This is a genomic window from Corynebacterium sp. 13CS0277 (assembly GCF_002994655.1).
Classification (GTDB): domain Bacteria; phylum Actinomycetota; class Actinomycetes; order Mycobacteriales; family Mycobacteriaceae; genus Corynebacterium.
Genome location: NZ_PPDL01000013.1, coordinates 76,268 through 91,651 on the forward strand (window position 1 = coordinate 76,268; position 15,384 = coordinate 91,651).

Genomic DNA, 15,384 nt, shown 5'->3' on the forward strand with positions numbered 1-15,384 from the left:
ACCGCCGGCCCCATGGCGCTCACCCTCGACGACGTCAACATTTTCTACGGCGACTTCCACGCCGTGCGCGGCGTCAACCTCGACATCCCCGCGAACGCTGTGACGGCGTTCATTGGGCCCTCGGGCTGCGGGAAGTCGACGGTGCTGCGCACCCTCAACCGCATGCACGAGGTCACCCCCGGTGCCCGCGTGGAGGGTCGCATCGCCCTCGACGGGCAGGACATCTACGGCCCCGGCGTCGACCCCGTGGCGGTGCGCTCCACCATCGGGATGGTGTTCCAGAAGCCCAACCCCTTCCCCACGATGTCGATCGAGGAGAACGTCGTCGCCGGCTTGAAGCTGGCGGGCTGCCGGGACAAGAAGAAGCTGGCGGAGACCGCGGAGCGGGCGCTGCGCGGCGCGAACCTGTGGGAGGAGGTCAAGGACCGCCTCGGCAAGCCCGGCGGGGGACTGTCCGGCGGGCAGCAGCAGCGCCTGTGCATCGCGCGCGCCATCGCTGTGGAGCCACGGGTGCTGCTCATGGACGAGCCGTGCTCCGCGCTGGACCCCATCTCCACGCTCGCGATCGAGGACCTCATCACCGACCTCAAGCAGGACTACACGATCGTCATCGTCACCCACAACATGCAGCAGGCGGCCCGCGTCAGCGACCGCACCGCCTTCTTCTCCCTCGAGGCCACCGGGAAGCCCGGGCACCTCGTCGAGGTCGGCAACACCGCCGACATGTTCGCCAACCCCGTGCGGAAAGAAACAGAAGACTACATTTCCGGCCGCTTCGGATAAAACGCGAAAAAGCGGGCGCACCCCATGATTTCTCGTGGGGTGCGCCCGCCTTCTTTTAGCTATTCAGCCGGCGTTCCAGATCCGCAATATCGGTCTCAATGTCGAGCAATTCCTGCTCCCGGCGGGCCAGGTAATCCTCCTGGTGCAACCCCGTCGCGAGATACACCACCCGGGCGCCGACGTGGACGGCGTGGTCCGCGTAGCGCTCGTAGAAACGGCTCGCCAACGCCACATCGATGGCCTCCGTCGTGGAGTGCGGCCAAGGCTGCGTCGTCAGCTGTGCGAAGAGGTAGGCGTGGAGCTCATCGATCGCGTCGTCATCCCGCATGAGGGAGGAGGCGACCTGGGGGTCGGGGTCGGCGAGAGTGTCCCGCATGCGGCGCGTCAACGCCAGCGCCACCCGCCCCATTTCCGCCAGGTAGGGGCGTAGATCGGCGGGGATCGCGGGGGAGGGGGCGCGGCGGCGGGCGATGCGGGCCAGGTGCCGCCCCAGGGCCGCCATGCGGCCGAGTTCCTCCACGATGTAGATGGAGGAAATCACCTGCCGCAGGTCCCGCGCCACGGGGCCCTCGGTGGCGAGCAGCCGCACCGCGCGCTCCTCGCAGCGGGCCCGGATGGCCGTCTCCTCGGGCTTGAGGGCGAGCGCCTCATCGCTCATGTGGCGGTTGGCGTGCAGCAGGGCGTCGTTCGCGTGGCCGAGGATTTTCTCCACGCATTCCGCGAGCGACACCACGTCGGCGGAAAAATCATGCAAAGACTGGGCGTAGGAATCGCGCATGCCACGCATTCTACGGGAGAAAAAGCGCGAAAGAAAACGTATTTACCCGCCGGAATGCATGATGTCGGCGCCCTCCGGGACGGAGGCATCCTCGGGGTCGTCCAGCCACCCCTCGGGGAGCACCACCTTCGACGGGGAGCCCTGTCGGCCGCGAGGGCCTTCCGCATCGTCCGCGAGGGCTGTCGAGTCGCGCAGCGGCGCCAGGATCTCCTCCAGCTGCGCCTGGGAGGTGATGGTGGACAGCTGGCGGCGGGTCTCCCCACCGACGGGGAAGCCCCGCAGGTACCAGCCCATGTGCTTGCGCAGGTCCCGGCAGCCCTTCTCCTCCCCGTCGTGGGCGATAAGCAGCTCCGCGTGGCGGGCGATGATGCGCGCGACCTCGCCCAGGGTGGGCTCCGGGGGCAGCGGCTGGCCGCTGAGCTCCGCGGCGAGGGCGGCGAACAACCAGGGGCGGCCCAAGCAGCCGCGGCCAATGACGACGCCGTCGCAGCCGGTCTCCGCCATCATGCGGGATGCGTCCTGCGCGGCGAAGATGTCGCCGTTGCCGAGCACCGGGATGCCGGTGTGCGCCAGGTGCTCCTTGAGGCGGGCGATCTCCGACCAGTCGGCCTGTCCCGAATAGCGTTGCGCGGCGGTGCGGGCGTGCAACGCCACCGCCGCCGCACCCTCCTCCACCGCGATACGGCCCGCGTCGAGGTGAGTCTTGTGCTCGTCGTCGATGCCGACGCGGAACTTCACCGTGACGGGAATGTCGGTGCCCTCCGTGGCGCGCACCGCGGCGGCGACGATGTTGCCGAACAGGCGCCGCTTGTACGGCAGCGCCGAACCCCCGCCGCGGCGGGTCACCTTCGGCACCGGGCAGCCGAAGTTCATGTCGATGTGGTCGGCGAGATCCTCCTCCACGATCATCTTTGCCGCCTCATATGTCCAGTGCGGGTCCGTGGTGTACAGCTGCAGGGACCGGGGCTGCTCGTCCGGGGCGAACGTCGTCATGTGCATCGTTTTCTCGTTGCGTTCCACGAGTGCCCGGGCGGTGATCATCTCGCACACGTAGAGCCCGGCAACGGAGCCGAACTGTTCGCGTTCGAGCTCGCGGCACAGGGTGCGAAACGCCACGTTCGTCACGCCCGCCATCGGTGCCAGCACCACGGGGGAGGACAAGGTCAGGGAACCAATCTGCACAGACATGGGTGGCATTGTCCCATGCCGCGCCGCGTCGGGTCCACGCCCACACAATTACCCCCTTGTGGGGGTGATTTTGCGCCGCCGCTGGGGCTGCAGCCGGCGCTGGGCTCGCGCGCGCTGGGCGACGGGTTCCCGCTGCTCGGGGGTGGCTTTGGGGGTATGTGGGAGAAAAAGTTGCCACAAAGCGCCCCGCCGCACCTCCCGAATCGATTACTGTGGGCACCGTAACTGGCGCGCGAAACGCGTATGCTGGGTCACATTGCCCCGCGTTGGTCGGGCGCACACATACACATCACGGCGGCCCCGGGTGTTTCACGGGGCCACGTCTCAGGAGGAATACATGTCTGATCGGATTGCTAACGCCAAGCTGCGCAGCAAGGTCATGTCGGCCGAGGAGGCCGCCCAGTTCGTCAACCACGGCGACAAGGTGGGCGTCTCCGGCTTCACCGGTTCCGGCTACCCGAAGGCACTGCCCACCGCCATCGCGGAGCGCGCCAAGGAAGCCCACGCCCGCGGCGACGAGTTCATGATCGACCTGTTCACCGGTGCGTCGACCGCCCCGGACTGCGACGGTGTGCTGGCGGAAGCTGATGCCGTGCGCTTCCGCACCCCCTACCAGTCCGACCCGATCATGCGCGCCAAGATCAACGACGGCACCACCTACTACATGGACTACCACCTGTCGGAGTCCGGCATGTACGTGGAGCAGGGCTTCTTCGGCAAGATGAACGTCGCCATCGTCGAGGCCGTCCGCATCACCGAGGATGGCCACATCGTGCCGTCCTCCTCCGTCGGTAACAACGTCGAATACCTCGACGCCGCCGACAAGATCATCATCGAGGTCAACTCCTGGCAGTCCGAGGAGCTCGAGGGCATGGCGGACATCTACCGCATCGCCCCGCTGCCGAACCGCCAGCCGATCCCGATCACTGAGGCCGGCCAGCGCATCGGTACCACCTACATCGACATCGACACCGACAAGGTTGTCGCCGTCGTGGAGACCGACGCCCCCGACCGCAACGCCCCCTTCAAGCCGATCGACGACCAGTCGAAGCAGATCGCCGGCCACTTCCTCGACTTCCTCGAGGGCGAGGTCCGCGCGGGCCGCCTCACCTACGACGGCTACGTCATGCAGTCCGGCGTCGGCAACGTCCCCAACGCCGTGATGAGCGGCCTGCTGGACTCCAAGTTCGAAAACATCAAGGCCTACACCGAGGTTATCCAGGACGGCATGGTCGACCTCATCGACGCCGGCAAGATGTCCGTCGCCTCCGCCACCGCCTTCTCCCTGTCGCCCGAGTACGCGGAGAAGATGAACCGTGAGGCTGCGAACTACGCCAAGTCCATCATCCTGCGCCCCCAGCAGATCTCCAACCACCCCGAGGTCGTCCGCCGCCTCGGCCTCATCTGCACCAACGGCCTCATCGAAGCCGACATCTACGGCAACGTGAACTCCACCAACGTCGTCGGCTCCCGCATGATGAACGGTGTGGGCGGCTCCGCCGACTTCACCCGCAACGGCTACATCAGCTCCTTCATCACCCCCTCCGACGCCAAGGGTGGCGCCATCTCCGCCATCGTGCCGATGGTCTCCCACGTCGACCACACGGAGCAGGACGTCAAGGTCATCATCACCGAGTACGGCTACGCCGACCTGCGCGGCCTGGCACCGCGCCAGAAGGTCGAGAAGATGATCGCCCTCGCGCACCCGGACTACCGCCCGATGCTGCAGGACTACTACGACCGCGCCCTAGCTGCTGCCAAGGAAGACAAGCTCATGCAGACCCCGCACCTGCTGGATGAGGCCCTGTCCTTCCACCAGCGCTTCAAGGCAACCGGCACCATGAAGCTGGTCTAAAAAGCCACAACGGGTGATCCCCCGTCCCGCGACGACGTCGTGGGCGGGGGATTTCCTCTGTCGGGTGTCCGTCAACTAGAATGAACACGCTTTGTGCGCGTGCGCACACGCCGGGCCTTTAGCTCAGTTGGTAGAGCTACGGACTTTTAATCCGCAGGTCGTGGGTTCGAGCCCCACAGGGCCCACTGTCAATCCCTCCACCACGCAGGTGGAGGGATTTCCTTATGTGCAGGTGGCTAGTCCTCGAGGTGGTCGTGAACTCCTCCCAGCTCATCACGGCTCATCGCCATGTCCTCTAAGTACGTCGTCGCGGACTCGTTGTAGTCGACGGCCCACTGCGCGGCCTCCGGCGGGAAGCCCTCGCTGACGAGCTGCTCGGAGACGCCCGCCGTCGACATGTGCATGGCCGGGCACATCCGGCTTCTGCGCGGCCTTATCCTTCGTGTCAGGGGCCTCCAGGGGGCTATCGAGGGCGCTTGGGTGGTGGAGGGCGTGGCGTCTTGGTCGCCGCCCAGCATGGTGGAGTAGGTGCCGGCGACTACGGCCCATGTGAGGCAGCCACGCTTGGCCGGCTGCGGGTGGTCATGAAAACTTCTCACGACTGGAGAAACGACGGGAAGCGCTGCCGACGCCACGAAGCCAAAAAGCCAGGTCGGGAGCGGAGACCGGGTGATGTCGCGTGATCGTTCGCTGGGGTGCGTCCGTGCGCGGATTTCTGTACTTGTCCCGGACCTGACCGTCCCGTGCCGTCGCACTGATTCGAACTCCTCGCACCGGGCTTTTCTTGGCGTTGAGCTGTGATTTTTCTGCTCGTGGGGTTGTCGTGTACTATGGTGCAAGTCGCAGCGAGCGCCAAGGTAACTTTGGTGTTTGACGCGAGCTCCCATCGTCTAGGGGCCTAGGACACTGCCCTTTCACGGCAGCGACACGGGTTCGAATCCCGTTGGGAGTACCAGGTTTCACCATCGTGAAGCCAGTGGCCCTGTGGCGCAGTTGGTTAGCGCGCCGCCCTGTCACGGCGGAGGTCGCGGGTTCGAGTCCCGTCAGGGTCGCAAAAGAAAAGCGCCAGTCTTCATTCGAAGGCTGGCGCTTTTTCGTTTGTCTGCCGGCGGGGGTTAAGTGTCAAAAAGTGTGGACGCCGGCGGGGTGGGAATTCTCCTGGCGTGTTTTTCGCCCTGACGTGGGGATTTGTCGCACTGCTGTGGTCTGTGTAGTATTTCAACTCGTGCAACAGAGAGCGAGGAGCTTGTCTCCTCGTCTCGCACACGCAGGAATTGGCCCTGTGGCGCAGTTGGTTAGCGCGCCGCCCTGTCACGGCGGAGGTCGCGGGTTCGAGTCCCGTCAGGGTCGCCATTCCACTTCTGTGGGATATGGCCAGATAGCTCAGTCGGTAGAGCGTTCGCCTGAAAAGTGAAAGGTCGCCGGTTCGATCCCGGCTCTGGCCACAATGAAACCCTCACACGAATTACTCGTGTGAGGGTTTTTGCGTGCGCGGGGTACAATGGCGCGCACTGTTGTCGACTGTGGAAGGCTGTGAGCGCCGTGCAGGACATTCACCACGAGGTGGAACGTCATCGCTTTGTCATTGCTGTAGACGGCCAGGAGGCGGGTTTTGCCGCCTACCGTGACCGTGAGGGGGTGCGGGACTTCAACCACACGGTGGTGGATCCCGCGTTCCGGGGGCGGGGGTTGTCGTCGCCGCTGATTGCGGCGGCGTTGGATGCGACCCGTGCGCAGGGGCTGCGGGTGCGGCCGTCGTGTTCGGCGGTGGCGCACTTTGTGTCCAAGCACCCGGAGTACGCGGACCTGGTGGCCTAGAAACGCGCACAGCGCCTGCGGGGTGCAGGCGCTGTGGGGGCTAAATCTGGAAGGTACCGACGACGTAACAGTCGGGGTCGACGAGTTTGACTCGTTCGTTGTCTTTCCGGGGCCGGTTCTTCGCGGGGATACCGACGGCGATGTGGTGGTCGGGGACGTCCTTGGTGACGACGGCGTTGGCGCCGATGGCGGAGCCTTCGCCGATGGTGATGGGGCCGAGGACTTTCGCACCGGCGCCGACGGTGACGTTGTCTTTGAGGGTGGGGTGGCGTTTGGTCTGGGTGAGGACCTGCCCGCCGAGGGTCACGCCGTGGTACAGCATGACGCCGTCGCCGATCTCAGCGGTCTCCCCGATGACGATGCCCATGCCGTGGTCGATGAAGAACCGCCGGCCGATGGTGGCGCCGGGGTGGATTTCGATGCCGGTGAGGAAGCGGGTGAACTGGCTGAGGATGCGCGCGGGTGCTTTGAGGTTGCGGACCCACAGCCAGTGGGCGACGCGGTAGGACCAGATGGCGTGCAAGCCGGAGTAGACGATGGCGTTTTCGACGTCGCCGCGGGCGGCGGGGTCGTGGTCGCGGGCGTTGGCCAGGTCTTCCCGGATCATCGCGAGGAGGCGGTACATGGTGTGCAATCCTAGCAACGCCAGCGGTGCGTTAGAACTCGGCGCGGATGTCTTCGAACAGCGGGGTGGAGACGTAGCGCTCGCCGTAGTCGCAGGCGACGGTGACGATCGTCTTGCCCTTGTTTTCTTCCATGCCGGCCAGGCGGAGGGCGGCGGCGATGTTGGCGCCGGTGGAAATACCGCCGAGGATGCCTTCCTTCGCGGCGAGTGCCCGGGAGGCCTCCATGGCTTCCTCGTTGCTCACGGTGAGGACGTCGTCGAGGACGCGGCGGTTGAGCACGTCGGGGATGAAGTTGGCGCCGATGCCCTGGATCTTGTGGGGGCCGGCCTTGCCGGTGGTGAGCAGTGCGGAGTCTTTCGGTTCGACGGCGTAGACCTGGATGTCCGGGTTGCGGTCTTTGAGGACTTCGCCGACGCCGGTGACGGTGCCGCCGGTGCCGAAGCCAGCGACGAAGATGTTGAGGTCGCCGTCGGTGTCTGCCCAGATTTCTTCGGCGGTGGTGGCGCGGTGCACGGCCGGGTTGGCGGGGTTAGCGAACTGGCGGGCGAGGATGGCGCCGGGGCGTTCGGCGACGATCTCGTTGGCCTTGTCGACCGCGCCCTGCATGCCGGCGGCGCCGGGGGTGAGGACGATTTCGGCGCCGTAGGCGCGAAGCATGATGCGGCGTTCCATGGACATGGTCTCCGGCATGGTGAGGACGACGTGGTAGCCGCGGGCGGCGCCGACCATGGCCAGAGCGATGCCGGTGTTGCCGGAGGTGGCTTCGACGATGGTGCCGCCGTGGGTGAGGCTGCCGTCTTCTTCGGCGGCGTCGAGGATCGCGCGGCCAATGCGGTCCTTGACGCTGTTGGCGGGGTTGAAGAATTCGAGCTTGACGAGGATTTCGGCGTCGAGGCCCTCGGTGAGGCGGTTGAGCCGCACGAGCGGGGTGTTGCCGATGGTTTCGGTGACGTTGTTCTTGATGTTGCTCATGGCGAGTCTTTCTGTGTGGGGCTTATGCTTGCGGCTCACTATACACGCCAGGAATAGACAGGCAAGTAGACAAAGTGGTCTATATGCTGGGGTTTCTCACCGCGGGGGTGGCCCCGCAACCCACGCGCAACCGTGCATGAATTCCTGCGGAAGTGCCCGGTGAGCTGCACCCCCGCTGCACCCCCTGGGGGAGTGTCACATCACCCCCGTCGGGGGCAGCGCTTCGAAGAAGACGGACCTGGGGAGTAGTTTTGAACGTCGTTGCAGTGCACGGGAATGCCGATGGAAATTCGGCAGCGGCCCTCGCCACTGTGAACCCACACGCGCACGCTGTGCGCCCCGCGTGGGATGTTCACTGCGCAGCCGTAGGGCGCGTGGGAAGGACATCCCCGACGTATTCGGCGGGTGGGTAAGCCAGGAGACCGGCTGCAACGAGTGTCCGAGCCTGCGCTGCGCGCGGGTGTTTTGATCGGCCCGCGAGGCGCTGGGCCGCGACAAGAAAGGTTGTGCACGTCATGCACATCGCCGAGGGGTTCCTCCCCGTTGAGCAAGCAATCGGGTGGGGCGTCGTCGCCGCACCCTTCGTCATCCACGGGGCGTATTCCGTGAAAAAGCAGCTGCAGCAGCACCCCGACTCGGGCCTGCTGCTGGGCGCGGCGGGTGCGTTCAGCTTCGTGCTGAGCGCCCTGAAGATCCCGTCGGTGACGGGGTCGTGCTCCCACCCGACGGGCACCGGCCTGGGCGCGGTGCTGTTCAAGCCGCCCGTCATGGCGTTCATGGGCACCATCGTGTTGCTCTTCCAGGCGCTGCTGCTCGCCCACGGCGGTCTGACCACCCTGGGGGCGAACGTGTTCTCCATGGCCGTTGTTGGCCCCTGGGTGGGCTACGGCGCGTGGCTGCTCGCCCGCAAGGCCGGCCTGAGTGTCACCTGGGGCGTGTTCTTCGCCGCCTTCTTCGCCGACATCAGCACCTACATCGTCGCCGCCTTCGAGCTGGCGCTCGCGCACCACGCCGGCGGCTTCGGCTCCAGCTTCCTGCTCTTCGTGGGCCTGTACGCCCCGACGCAGCTGCCGCTGGCCGTCATCGAGTCCATCATCACTGTCCTCATCGTCATCAGCCTGAGGACCATCGCCTCCCGCGAGCTCATCGATTTGGGTGTGCTGCGCCGCGATGAGACCCCGGCCCCGGTGCCCGCCTAAGACTTCGATGCGTGAGGAGAACCCCATGACTACCACCACTACCCGTAGCAACAAGCCGCTGGTGATCGGGCTCATCGCACTGGCGATGTTCCTGGCCGCGTTCCCGATGTTCTTCAACTTTGGCGACCCGAACGCTGAGGAGCAGTTCACCGGTACCGACGATGGTGCGGAAGCCATCGTGGAGGAGCAGAACCCCGGCTACGAGCCCTGGTTCGAGCCCGTCATCGGCGAACTGCCTGGCGAGGTCGAATCCGGCCTCTTCGCCCTGCAGGCGGGCCTCGGCGCCGGCGTTGTCGGCTACGCGCTCGGCACCTACCGGGGCCGCCGTAAGGCCGAAGAGCAGCTCGCCGCGAACTAACGCTCCGGCGATGAGCGCGTAGACACGATGAATCCTTTGGAACGTGCCGCGGCGGCGAGCCGGTGGGCGCACGCCTCCGTCGCGGAGAAAGCGCTCGGCCTGCTGGGCTTGCTGCTGCTTGCGGTGAGCGTCCCGCCGTGGCCGCTGCTGCCCGTCATCGCCGCACTGGTCCTCGCGGCGGCTGTCGCCGCCCGCGTGCCGTGGCGGCTGTATGCCGCCCTCGTCGCGGGGCCCGCCACCTTCGTCCTGCTGGGGCTGGTGCCCCTGGTGTGGCAGGTCTCCCGCGACGGCATCCACCTCATTGACGGCGGGGTGCAGGACGCGGCGACGGTGCTCGCGCGCTGCACCGTCGGCATGGCCGCCACGATGCTGTTCGCGGTGACGACACCGATGGCGCAGCTGTTGGTGTGGTTGCGGGCCCACGGTTACCCGGAGGAGCTCGCCCACGTGACGATGATGATGTACCGCATGGTCGGCACGCTCATCGCGACGGCCCGCACGATGTGGGACGCCCAAGCCCAACGGCTCGGCCACTCGAGCCCCCGCCGCTGGGTAACGTCGGTGGCGAGCCAGGCCGCCACCCTCTTTGTCATCAGCATCAGCCGGGCCCGCAGCCTCCAGGAAGGCCTGGAGCTGCGCGCCCCCATCGGTGCCACCGCCACCCTCGACACGGTGGCACCCGCCCGCCCCCGCGTCATCGCCCTGCTGGGCGCGCTGCTCGGCGCCCTCGTCATCGCCGCGGTGCTGCTGCGCGGGCACTGACCACCCCCCTTCTTTGTGCGAAGAAAGGCCGACGCCCTTGAGTGATTCCACCCCGACTGCGAGTGTGCTGGCGGCCCGCGGCGTGCACTTCCGCCACGACAACGGCCACCAGGTGCTCGCCGGCGTCGACCTCGATATTGCCGCCGGCGCCCGGATCGCCCTGCTGGGGGCCAACGGGGCCGGCAAGTCCACCCTGTTCCGCATCCTGGCCGGGGCCTGGAAGCCCACCGCAGGTGCCGTGGAGCACCACGGCGCCCCGGTGGCCTACACCCGCTCCGGGCGGGACGCGCTGCGCCGCAGCGTGCAGCTGGTGCTGCAGGAACCCGACGATCAAATCTTCGCCATGTCGGTGGCGGCCGATGTCTCCTACGGGCCCGTCAACCAGGGGCTCGACCCTGTGGAGGTGGAGGCGCGGGTGGCGGAGGCGCTCGCCGCCGCAGAAATCGCGGACCTCGCCGACAGGGTCCCCCACCAGCTGTCCTACGGGCAGCGCAAACGTGTCGCACTGGCCGGCGCACTCGCGATGCGGCCTGAGGTGTTGCTGCTCGACGAGCCGACCGCGGGACTGGACCCTGCGGGCGCCCGGCAGCTGCACCGCACCCTCGATGCCCTCCACTCCGAGCGCGTGGCCGTCGTGCTGTCCACCCACGATGTCAACCTGGCCTACGAGTTCGCGGACCTCGCCGCCATCCTTGTCGACGGCACCCTCCACGCAGGCCCCCCGGCGGAGCTCATGACCGACCGTGATCTCATCGCCCGGGCGCGCCTGGAATTGCCGTGGGCCCCCATGGTCTCTCACGCGCTTGGCCGCCCCGTGGCCCGGCCCGAGGACCTCATTCGATAAAAAAAAGGGGGGTTACGTGCCCGCGGGGGCGGGGTTCGTGCGCGCCGTGACGTGCAAGGGGGACAGTCACCCCCGGGGGTTGGAGACCCCGGGGTGCCAGGATCCCCCGCACAAGGTCCGGGGGTGGCAGAAAAGCGATGCTCCGACGAGGTGCCTGTCCGCGGGCACGTAACCGTCGCCACCGGGGGAGAACACGGGCGCGGGGTGCCGCCCGGCGCTGCGGATCGTCTCCTGGTGGCACAACTGGCAGGTGTCGGGCTTTCACCGTTGCGGGACAGCTCCGAAGTTTCATCGGATTCCCTCTTATCGTCGCGCGTGCGCGCGAACCGAGTTGCACCCGCACATCTTAGTCGCCGCCGCGCGGCGGCGACCGCCCGCTACCCCCGCCCCCGCGCGCACCCCGGGGGAGTGTGTGGGGCGTGCGGGCGGGGGAGAAACGGGCACAAGTGGCGCTTCGCGCGGGCCTCCAACCCCCGCCCGGGGGGAAGCTATCAGTGTAATACGCCCCACAATCTGAGCCGGCCTACACGGCGCGGGCACGGCGGGGGTGGTGAGCGCGGTCGACTCAACTGGGTGTCGAACTACCCCCGCCGGCGCGTTCACACAGCCCCGCCGAATATTAGCCACGCCGCATGACGGTCGGTGGTGTGGTGGGCGCGGCCGCTTGGGGCGCGTGTGCCCGGTGGCCTGCGCAAACCTGAAGAAAACCTGTGTGCCGCCTGGGGGTGTGACGGGGCGTGCGGGTGGGGTACGGGTGTGGCCAAAAGTCGGCGTGTGTGTACGTCCGACCCTCACTATGGGTGCCCCTGTGGGGAGGGCGACCAGGGGCCGGGGGTGGCGGAGTGTGGCTGGGGTGGAAGAAAAAACAACACGAAAACGTGGGCAGGTGCCCCCGGTTGGCAGTTATAATCAGCCACGTACTTTGTGGGTGACCCCCACAGTGCGAGCCCCGCCCGGCATCCGCAGGCGCCGGGTGCGGGCGCGCTTCTTTCAGGCCCCTTGATTGAGGAGGATCGCGTGGAATCTGGACGTCTCAAAGATGACGAAGACGCCATTCGCGCCGCATTAACCCAGCTGAAGAGTGCCACGGGTATTCCCGTGACCATGTTTGCTGGGGTGTTGCCTGACGGCCGGCTGCAGATCCACTCGTGGGTGGGTTTGCGCACCCCGGCGCTGCAGAACCTCATCATTGACACAGGCTGCGGTGTCGGCGGCCGCGTCATGTCGACCCGCCGCCCCGTCGGCGTGTCCGACTACTCGCGCGCCAACGTGATCAGCCACGAGTACGACGACGCGGTCCTCGACGAGGGGCTGTTCTCCATCGTGGCGGTGCCTGTCATCGTTGGTCGGGAGATCCGTGGCGTGCTCTACGTGGGTGTGCACTCTCCGGTGCGTCTCGGCGACAAGGTCATTGAGGAAGTCACGATGACCGCCCGGGTGCTGGAGCAGGAGTTCGCCGTCAATGCGGCGTTCCGCCGCAATGACATGGGGCGCCTCAACCCGATGAAGCAAGGCCGGATGATGAACGGCGCCGAGTGGGAGCAGATCCGCTCCGCGCACGGCAAGCTCCGCATGGTCGTCAACCGGCTCGAGCACTCGGAGCTGCGTCAGGAACTCGAGGAAGTCTGCGACCAGATGGTCACCCCCGTCCGCGTCAAGCAGACCACCAAGCTGTCCGCCCGCGAGCTCGACGTGTTGGCCTGCGTGGCGCTCGGCCACACCAACGTGGAAGCCGCCGAAGAGATGGGCATCGGCCCCGAGACCGTGAAGAGCTACCTGCGCTCCGTCATGCGTAAACTCGGCGCCCACACCCGCTACGAGGCGGTCAACGCGGCCCGCCGCATCGGCGCCCTCCCTTAAACCCCCAACACCACCCCCGAGAATCTCGGGGGTGGTGCTCTTCTTTATGCCTCCCGCTGGCCGCCCGGCACCCAGGTGACATCCCCGCCCGGGTTCGCCACCCGGGAGGCGATAAACAGCAGATCCGACAGGCGGTTCAAATACTTCGCCGGGGTGACGTTCGTGGTCTCCGGATTGGCGCGCACCGCCGCCCACGCGGAGCGCTCCGCCCGCCGCACCACGGCCCGCGCCGTGTGCAGCAGCGCCGCCGCAGCCGTCCCGCCCGGCAGGATGAAGGAATCCAGCTTCGGCAACTCCGCGTTGAGCGCGTCGCACTCGGCCTCCAGGCGGTCGATGTAGGCCTGCTCCACCCGCAGCGGCGGATACTTCGGGTTTTCCTCGACCGGGGCGGCGAGATCCGCGCCGCAATCAAACAGTTCGTTCTGGATCCGCAGCAGCATGGGCACGAGTTCCTCCGGGGGGTTGCCCAGGGCGAGCACCTGGCCGATCGCGCAGTTCGCCTCGTCGCAGTCGGCGTAGGCCACGAGCCGGGGATCGTCCTTGGGCACGCGGGTGAAATCCGCGAGCGCGGTGGTGCCATCGTCGCCGGTGCGGGTGTAAATCTTCGTCAAATGCACAGCCATAGCACCCAGCCTAGCCCCGCAGGCTGCGGCTTCGACCCCGTGCGCCGCGCGCGCGGGTTTCGGTAGGCTGGTTCGACGTGAAAGACATTTTTCTCGTCACTGGTGGTGCCCGCCTGCAGGGAGCTGTGAAGGTAAGCGGCGCGAAGAACTCCGTGCTCAAGCTCATGGCCGCAGCGCTCCTCGCGGAGGGGACGACGACGCTGCATAACTGCCCGGAGATCCTCGACGTGCCGCTCATGCGGGACGTGCTCGTCGGCCTCGGCTGCGAGGTCACGATTGACGGCCAGACGGTGCGTATCACCACCCCGGCGGAGCTGCGCAGCGACGCCGACTTCGATGCGGTGCGCCAGTTCCGCGCCTCGGTGTGCGTGCTCGGGCCGCTGACTGCCCGCTGTGGTCGGGCGAAGGTGGCGCTGCCCGGCGGCGACGCCATCGGTTCCCGCCCCCTCGACATGCACCAGTCCGGCCTGGAGCGCATGGGGGCGACGACCCGCATCGAGCACGGCTGCGTCGTCGCCACCGCCGAGCACCTGCGCGGCGCGCACATCAAGCTCGGCTTCCCGAGTGTGGGCGCGACGGAGAACATTCTCACCGCAGCGGTCCTCGCCGACGGGGTGACCACCCTGGATAATGCGGCGCGCGAGCCGGAAATCGTTGATCTGTGCACCCTGCTCAGTGCGATGGGCGCGAACATCGAGGGCGCGGGCACCAACACCATCACGATCACCGGTGTCGACAAACTGCACCCCGCCGAGCACTCGGTCGTCGGTGACCGCATCGTCGCCGGCACCTGGGCCTATGCCGCGGCGATGACCCGCGGCGACATCACTGTCGGTGGGATTAGCCCCAAGGCGCTGCACCTGCCGCTGGAGAAGCTGAAGTACGCCGGCGCAGACATCGAAACCTACGAGCAGGGGTTCCGGGTGCGTATGGATAAGCGCGCCAAGGCCGTCGACTATCAGACGCTGCCGTTCCCCGGGTTCCCCACCGACCTGCAGCCGATGAGCATTGGGCTGGCCACCGTCGCGGACGGCACCTCCGTCATCACGGAGAACGTCTTCGAATCCCGCTTCCGCTTCGTCGACGAAATGCACCGCCTCGGCGCGGACGCCTCCGTCGACGGCCACCACGTGGTGCTGCGCGGCGTGGAGAAACTGTCCTCGACCGACGTGTGGAGCTCCGATATTCGCGCCGGCGCCGGCCTCGTTCTGGCAGCACTGTGCGCGGAAGGCACCACCACCGTTCACGACGTCTTCCACATTGATCGCGGATACCCGCACTTCGTGGAAAACCTCCGCGCCCTCGGCGCCACCATCGAACGGTCCCAAGAAGCCTAAAACGCAGACACCTCCCCACACGCTTGTGGGGAGGTGTCTGCGTATCTCCACCCGAAAACCGTCTCTGTGCTGGGGATTTGTGTGGTGTTCGCGGTGTGTGTAACTTTATCCGGGTCAGCGAGACAGCCCAGCGCCTCAAATCAGGGGAAGCAAGCAGTCAACATACGGTGCTGACACACCGGATTTGCACTCGCACGTTCTTGTTGTGTAGTGTCGGTGGAACCGCCGTGAGGCAGTCGCAAGCGTGGCTGTGTTTGTGGTGGTGCACGATGTTTGAGAACTCAATAGTGTACCAATGTACTAGTTTTTTGTGCTGGTTCGATGGTTTGTGCTGCCGGGGACTGCTTGTCCCTGACGCAACGCTTGCATGACACGAGTGTG

Annotated in this window: 15 protein-coding genes, 5 tRNA genes and 2 riboswitches; of the genes, 14 read left to right on the forward strand and 6 right to left on the reverse strand. The window is 66.8% G+C overall.

Annotated elements, in window-relative coordinates; all coding sequences use genetic code 11:
• Positions 1–12: 12 nt before the first annotated feature.
• Positions 13–783 carry a phosphate ABC transporter ATP-binding protein PstB gene (pstB, locus tag C1Y63_RS07110; RefSeq protein WP_106015794.1) on the forward strand — a complete coding sequence of 257 codons (771 nt, stop codon included), beginning with the start codon at positions 13–15 and terminating at the stop codon, positions 781–783.
• Positions 784–838: 55 nt separating this feature from the next.
• Here the strand turns inward: pstB and C1Y63_RS07115 are convergent, their stop codons facing one another.
• Together C1Y63_RS07115 and dusB are read right to left on the reverse strand one after the other, a co-directional pair.
• Positions 839–1,561 carry a phosphate uptake regulator PhoU gene (locus tag C1Y63_RS07115; protein WP_158256115.1) on the reverse strand — a complete coding sequence of 241 codons (723 nt, stop codon included), beginning with the start codon at positions 1,559–1,561 and terminating at the stop codon, positions 839–841.
• A 42-nt stretch (positions 1,562–1,603) separates the two neighbouring features.
• Positions 1,604–2,749, reverse strand: a complete 1,146-nt coding sequence (dusB, locus tag C1Y63_RS07120; RefSeq protein WP_106015779.1) for a tRNA dihydrouridine synthase DusB — start codon at positions 2,747–2,749, stop codon at positions 1,604–1,606.
• A 337-nt stretch (positions 2,750–3,086) separates the two neighbouring features.
• On the opposite strand from dusB, the gene C1Y63_RS07125 reads away from it, so the two are divergent.
• Both C1Y63_RS07125 and C1Y63_RS07130 read left to right on the forward strand, forming a co-directional pair.
• Positions 3,087–4,604, forward strand: a complete 1,518-nt coding sequence (locus tag C1Y63_RS07125) for an acetyl-CoA hydrolase/transferase family protein (protein ID WP_106015780.1) — start codon at positions 3,087–3,089, stop codon at positions 4,602–4,604.
• Between the two features lie 112 nt (positions 4,605–4,716).
• A tRNA-Lys gene (locus tag C1Y63_RS07130) sits at positions 4,717–4,789 on the forward strand.
• A 51-nt stretch (positions 4,790–4,840) separates the two neighbouring features.
• Here the strand turns inward: C1Y63_RS07130 and C1Y63_RS13055 are convergent.
• Complete coding sequence (locus C1Y63_RS13055) at positions 4,841–5,008, reverse strand: Ltp family lipoprotein (RefSeq protein WP_233195627.1); 168 nt, start codon at positions 5,006–5,008, stop codon at positions 4,841–4,843.
• A 475-nt stretch (positions 5,009–5,483) separates the two neighbouring features.
• Here C1Y63_RS13055 and C1Y63_RS07140 point away from each other — a divergent pair.
• The 5 genes from C1Y63_RS07140 to C1Y63_RS07160 all read left to right on the forward strand — a co-directional run bounded on the left by C1Y63_RS07140 (position 5,484) and on the right by C1Y63_RS07160 (position 6,422).
• Positions 5,484–5,559, forward strand: a tRNA-Glu gene (locus C1Y63_RS07140).
• Between the two features lie 23 nt (positions 5,560–5,582).
• Positions 5,583–5,656, forward strand: a tRNA-Asp gene (locus C1Y63_RS07145).
• A gap of 224 nt (positions 5,657–5,880) precedes the next feature.
• Positions 5,881–5,957 (forward strand) — tRNA-Asp (locus C1Y63_RS07150).
• Positions 5,958–5,976: 19 nt separating this feature from the next.
• Positions 5,977–6,049, forward strand: a tRNA-Phe gene (locus C1Y63_RS07155).
• Between the two features lie 88 nt (positions 6,050–6,137).
• A complete protein-coding gene (locus C1Y63_RS07160; protein WP_233195628.1) occupies positions 6,138–6,422 on the forward strand; it encodes a GNAT family N-acetyltransferase in 285 nt (94 codons plus the stop codon).
• A 40-nt stretch (positions 6,423–6,462) separates the two neighbouring features.
• On the opposite strand, the gene epsC is transcribed toward C1Y63_RS07160, so the two are convergent.
• Together epsC and cysK are read right to left on the reverse strand one after the other, a co-directional pair.
• The gene (gene epsC / locus C1Y63_RS07165) at positions 6,463–7,047 is read right to left on the reverse strand and encodes a serine O-acetyltransferase EpsC (RefSeq protein ID WP_106015781.1); all 585 of its coding nucleotides are present in this window, start codon (positions 7,045–7,047) and stop codon (positions 6,463–6,465) included.
• A 31-nt stretch (positions 7,048–7,078) separates the two neighbouring features.
• Positions 7,079–8,020 carry a cysteine synthase A gene (cysK, locus tag C1Y63_RS07170; protein WP_106015782.1) on the reverse strand — a complete coding sequence of 314 codons (942 nt, stop codon included), beginning with the start codon at positions 8,018–8,020 and terminating at the stop codon, positions 7,079–7,081.
• 247 nt (positions 8,021–8,267) lie between these two features.
• A riboswitch (cobalamin riboswitch) is annotated at positions 8,268–8,466 on the forward strand.
• 69 nt (positions 8,467–8,535) lie between these two features.
• Here cysK and C1Y63_RS07175 point away from each other — a divergent pair.
• The 5 genes from C1Y63_RS07175 (at position 8,536) to ramA (ending at position 13,043) form a co-directional block, all read left to right on the forward strand.
• The gene (locus C1Y63_RS07175; RefSeq protein ID WP_106015797.1) at positions 8,536–9,219 is read left to right on the forward strand and encodes an energy-coupling factor ABC transporter permease; all 684 of its coding nucleotides are present in this window, start codon (positions 8,536–8,538) and stop codon (positions 9,217–9,219) included.
• Between the two features lie 25 nt (positions 9,220–9,244).
• Positions 9,245–9,577, forward strand: coding sequence for an energy-coupling factor ABC transporter substrate-binding protein (locus C1Y63_RS07180; RefSeq protein ID WP_199189081.1), 333 nt, complete (start codon positions 9,245–9,247; stop codon positions 9,575–9,577).
• Between the two features lie 27 nt (positions 9,578–9,604).
• Entirely contained in the window at positions 9,605–10,339 is a 735-nt protein-coding gene (gene cbiQ / locus C1Y63_RS07185; RefSeq protein WP_106015784.1) for a cobalt ECF transporter T component CbiQ, read from the forward strand.
• A 37-nt stretch (positions 10,340–10,376) separates the two neighbouring features.
• A complete protein-coding gene (locus C1Y63_RS07190) occupies positions 10,377–11,183 on the forward strand; it encodes an energy-coupling factor ABC transporter ATP-binding protein (protein WP_106015785.1) in 807 nt (268 codons plus the stop codon).
• A 227-nt stretch (positions 11,184–11,410) separates the two neighbouring features.
• Positions 11,411–11,529, reverse strand: a riboswitch (cobalamin riboswitch).
• Positions 11,530–12,200: 671 nt separating this feature from the next.
• Positions 12,201–13,043, forward strand: a complete 843-nt coding sequence (ramA, locus tag C1Y63_RS07195) for an acetate metabolism transcriptional regulator RamA (RefSeq protein ID WP_106015786.1) — start codon at positions 12,201–12,203, stop codon at positions 13,041–13,043.
• Positions 13,044–13,087: 44 nt separating this feature from the next.
• Here the strand turns inward: ramA and C1Y63_RS07200 are convergent, their stop codons facing one another.
• Positions 13,088–13,666 carry a cob(I)yrinic acid a,c-diamide adenosyltransferase gene (locus C1Y63_RS07200; RefSeq protein WP_106015787.1) on the reverse strand — a complete coding sequence of 193 codons (579 nt, stop codon included), beginning with the start codon at positions 13,664–13,666 and terminating at the stop codon, positions 13,088–13,090.
• A 77-nt stretch (positions 13,667–13,743) separates the two neighbouring features.
• Here C1Y63_RS07200 and murA point away from each other — a divergent pair, with 77 nt between their 5' ends.
• Complete coding sequence (gene murA / locus C1Y63_RS07205; RefSeq protein ID WP_106015788.1) at positions 13,744–15,003, forward strand: UDP-N-acetylglucosamine 1-carboxyvinyltransferase; 1,260 nt, start codon at positions 13,744–13,746, stop codon at positions 15,001–15,003.
• The last annotated feature ends 381 nt before the right edge of the window (positions 15,004–15,384 follow it).

Excerpts from the sequence above, each read along its gene's own strand:
- C1Y63_RS07200 (WP_106015787.1), bottom strand. The coding sequence starts at position 13,666 with ATGGCTGTGCATTTGACGAAGATTTACACCCGCACCGGCGACGATGGC.
- cbiQ (WP_106015784.1), top strand. The coding sequence starts at position 9,605 with ATGAATCCTTTGGAACGTGCCGCGGCGGCGAGCCGGTGGGCGCACGCC.
- C1Y63_RS07180 (WP_199189081.1), top strand. The coding sequence starts at position 9,245 with ATGACTACCACCACTACCCGTAGCAACAAGCCGCTGGTGATCGGGCTC.
- cysK (WP_106015782.1), bottom strand. The coding sequence starts at position 8,020 with ATGAGCAACATCAAGAACAACGTCACCGAAACCATCGGCAACACCCCG.
- dusB (WP_106015779.1), bottom strand. The coding sequence starts at position 2,749 with ATGTCTGTGCAGATTGGTTCCCTGACCTTGTCCTCCCCCGTGGTGCTG.
- C1Y63_RS07175 (WP_106015797.1), top strand. The coding sequence starts at position 8,536 with ATGCACATCGCCGAGGGGTTCCTCCCCGTTGAGCAAGCAATCGGGTGG.
- C1Y63_RS07125 (WP_106015780.1), top strand. The coding sequence starts at position 3,087 with ATGTCTGATCGGATTGCTAACGCCAAGCTGCGCAGCAAGGTCATGTCG.
- C1Y63_RS07115 (WP_158256115.1), bottom strand. The coding sequence starts at position 1,561 with ATGCGCGATTCCTACGCCCAGTCTTTGCATGATTTTTCCGCCGACGTG.
- pstB (WP_106015794.1), top strand. The coding sequence starts at position 13 with ATGGCGCTCACCCTCGACGACGTCAACATTTTCTACGGCGACTTCCAC.
- epsC (WP_106015781.1), bottom strand. The coding sequence starts at position 7,047 with ATGTACCGCCTCCTCGCGATGATCCGGGAAGACCTGGCCAACGCCCGC.
- C1Y63_RS13055 (WP_233195627.1), bottom strand. The coding sequence starts at position 5,008 with ATGCACATGTCGACGGCGGGCGTCTCCGAGCAGCTCGTCAGCGAGGGC.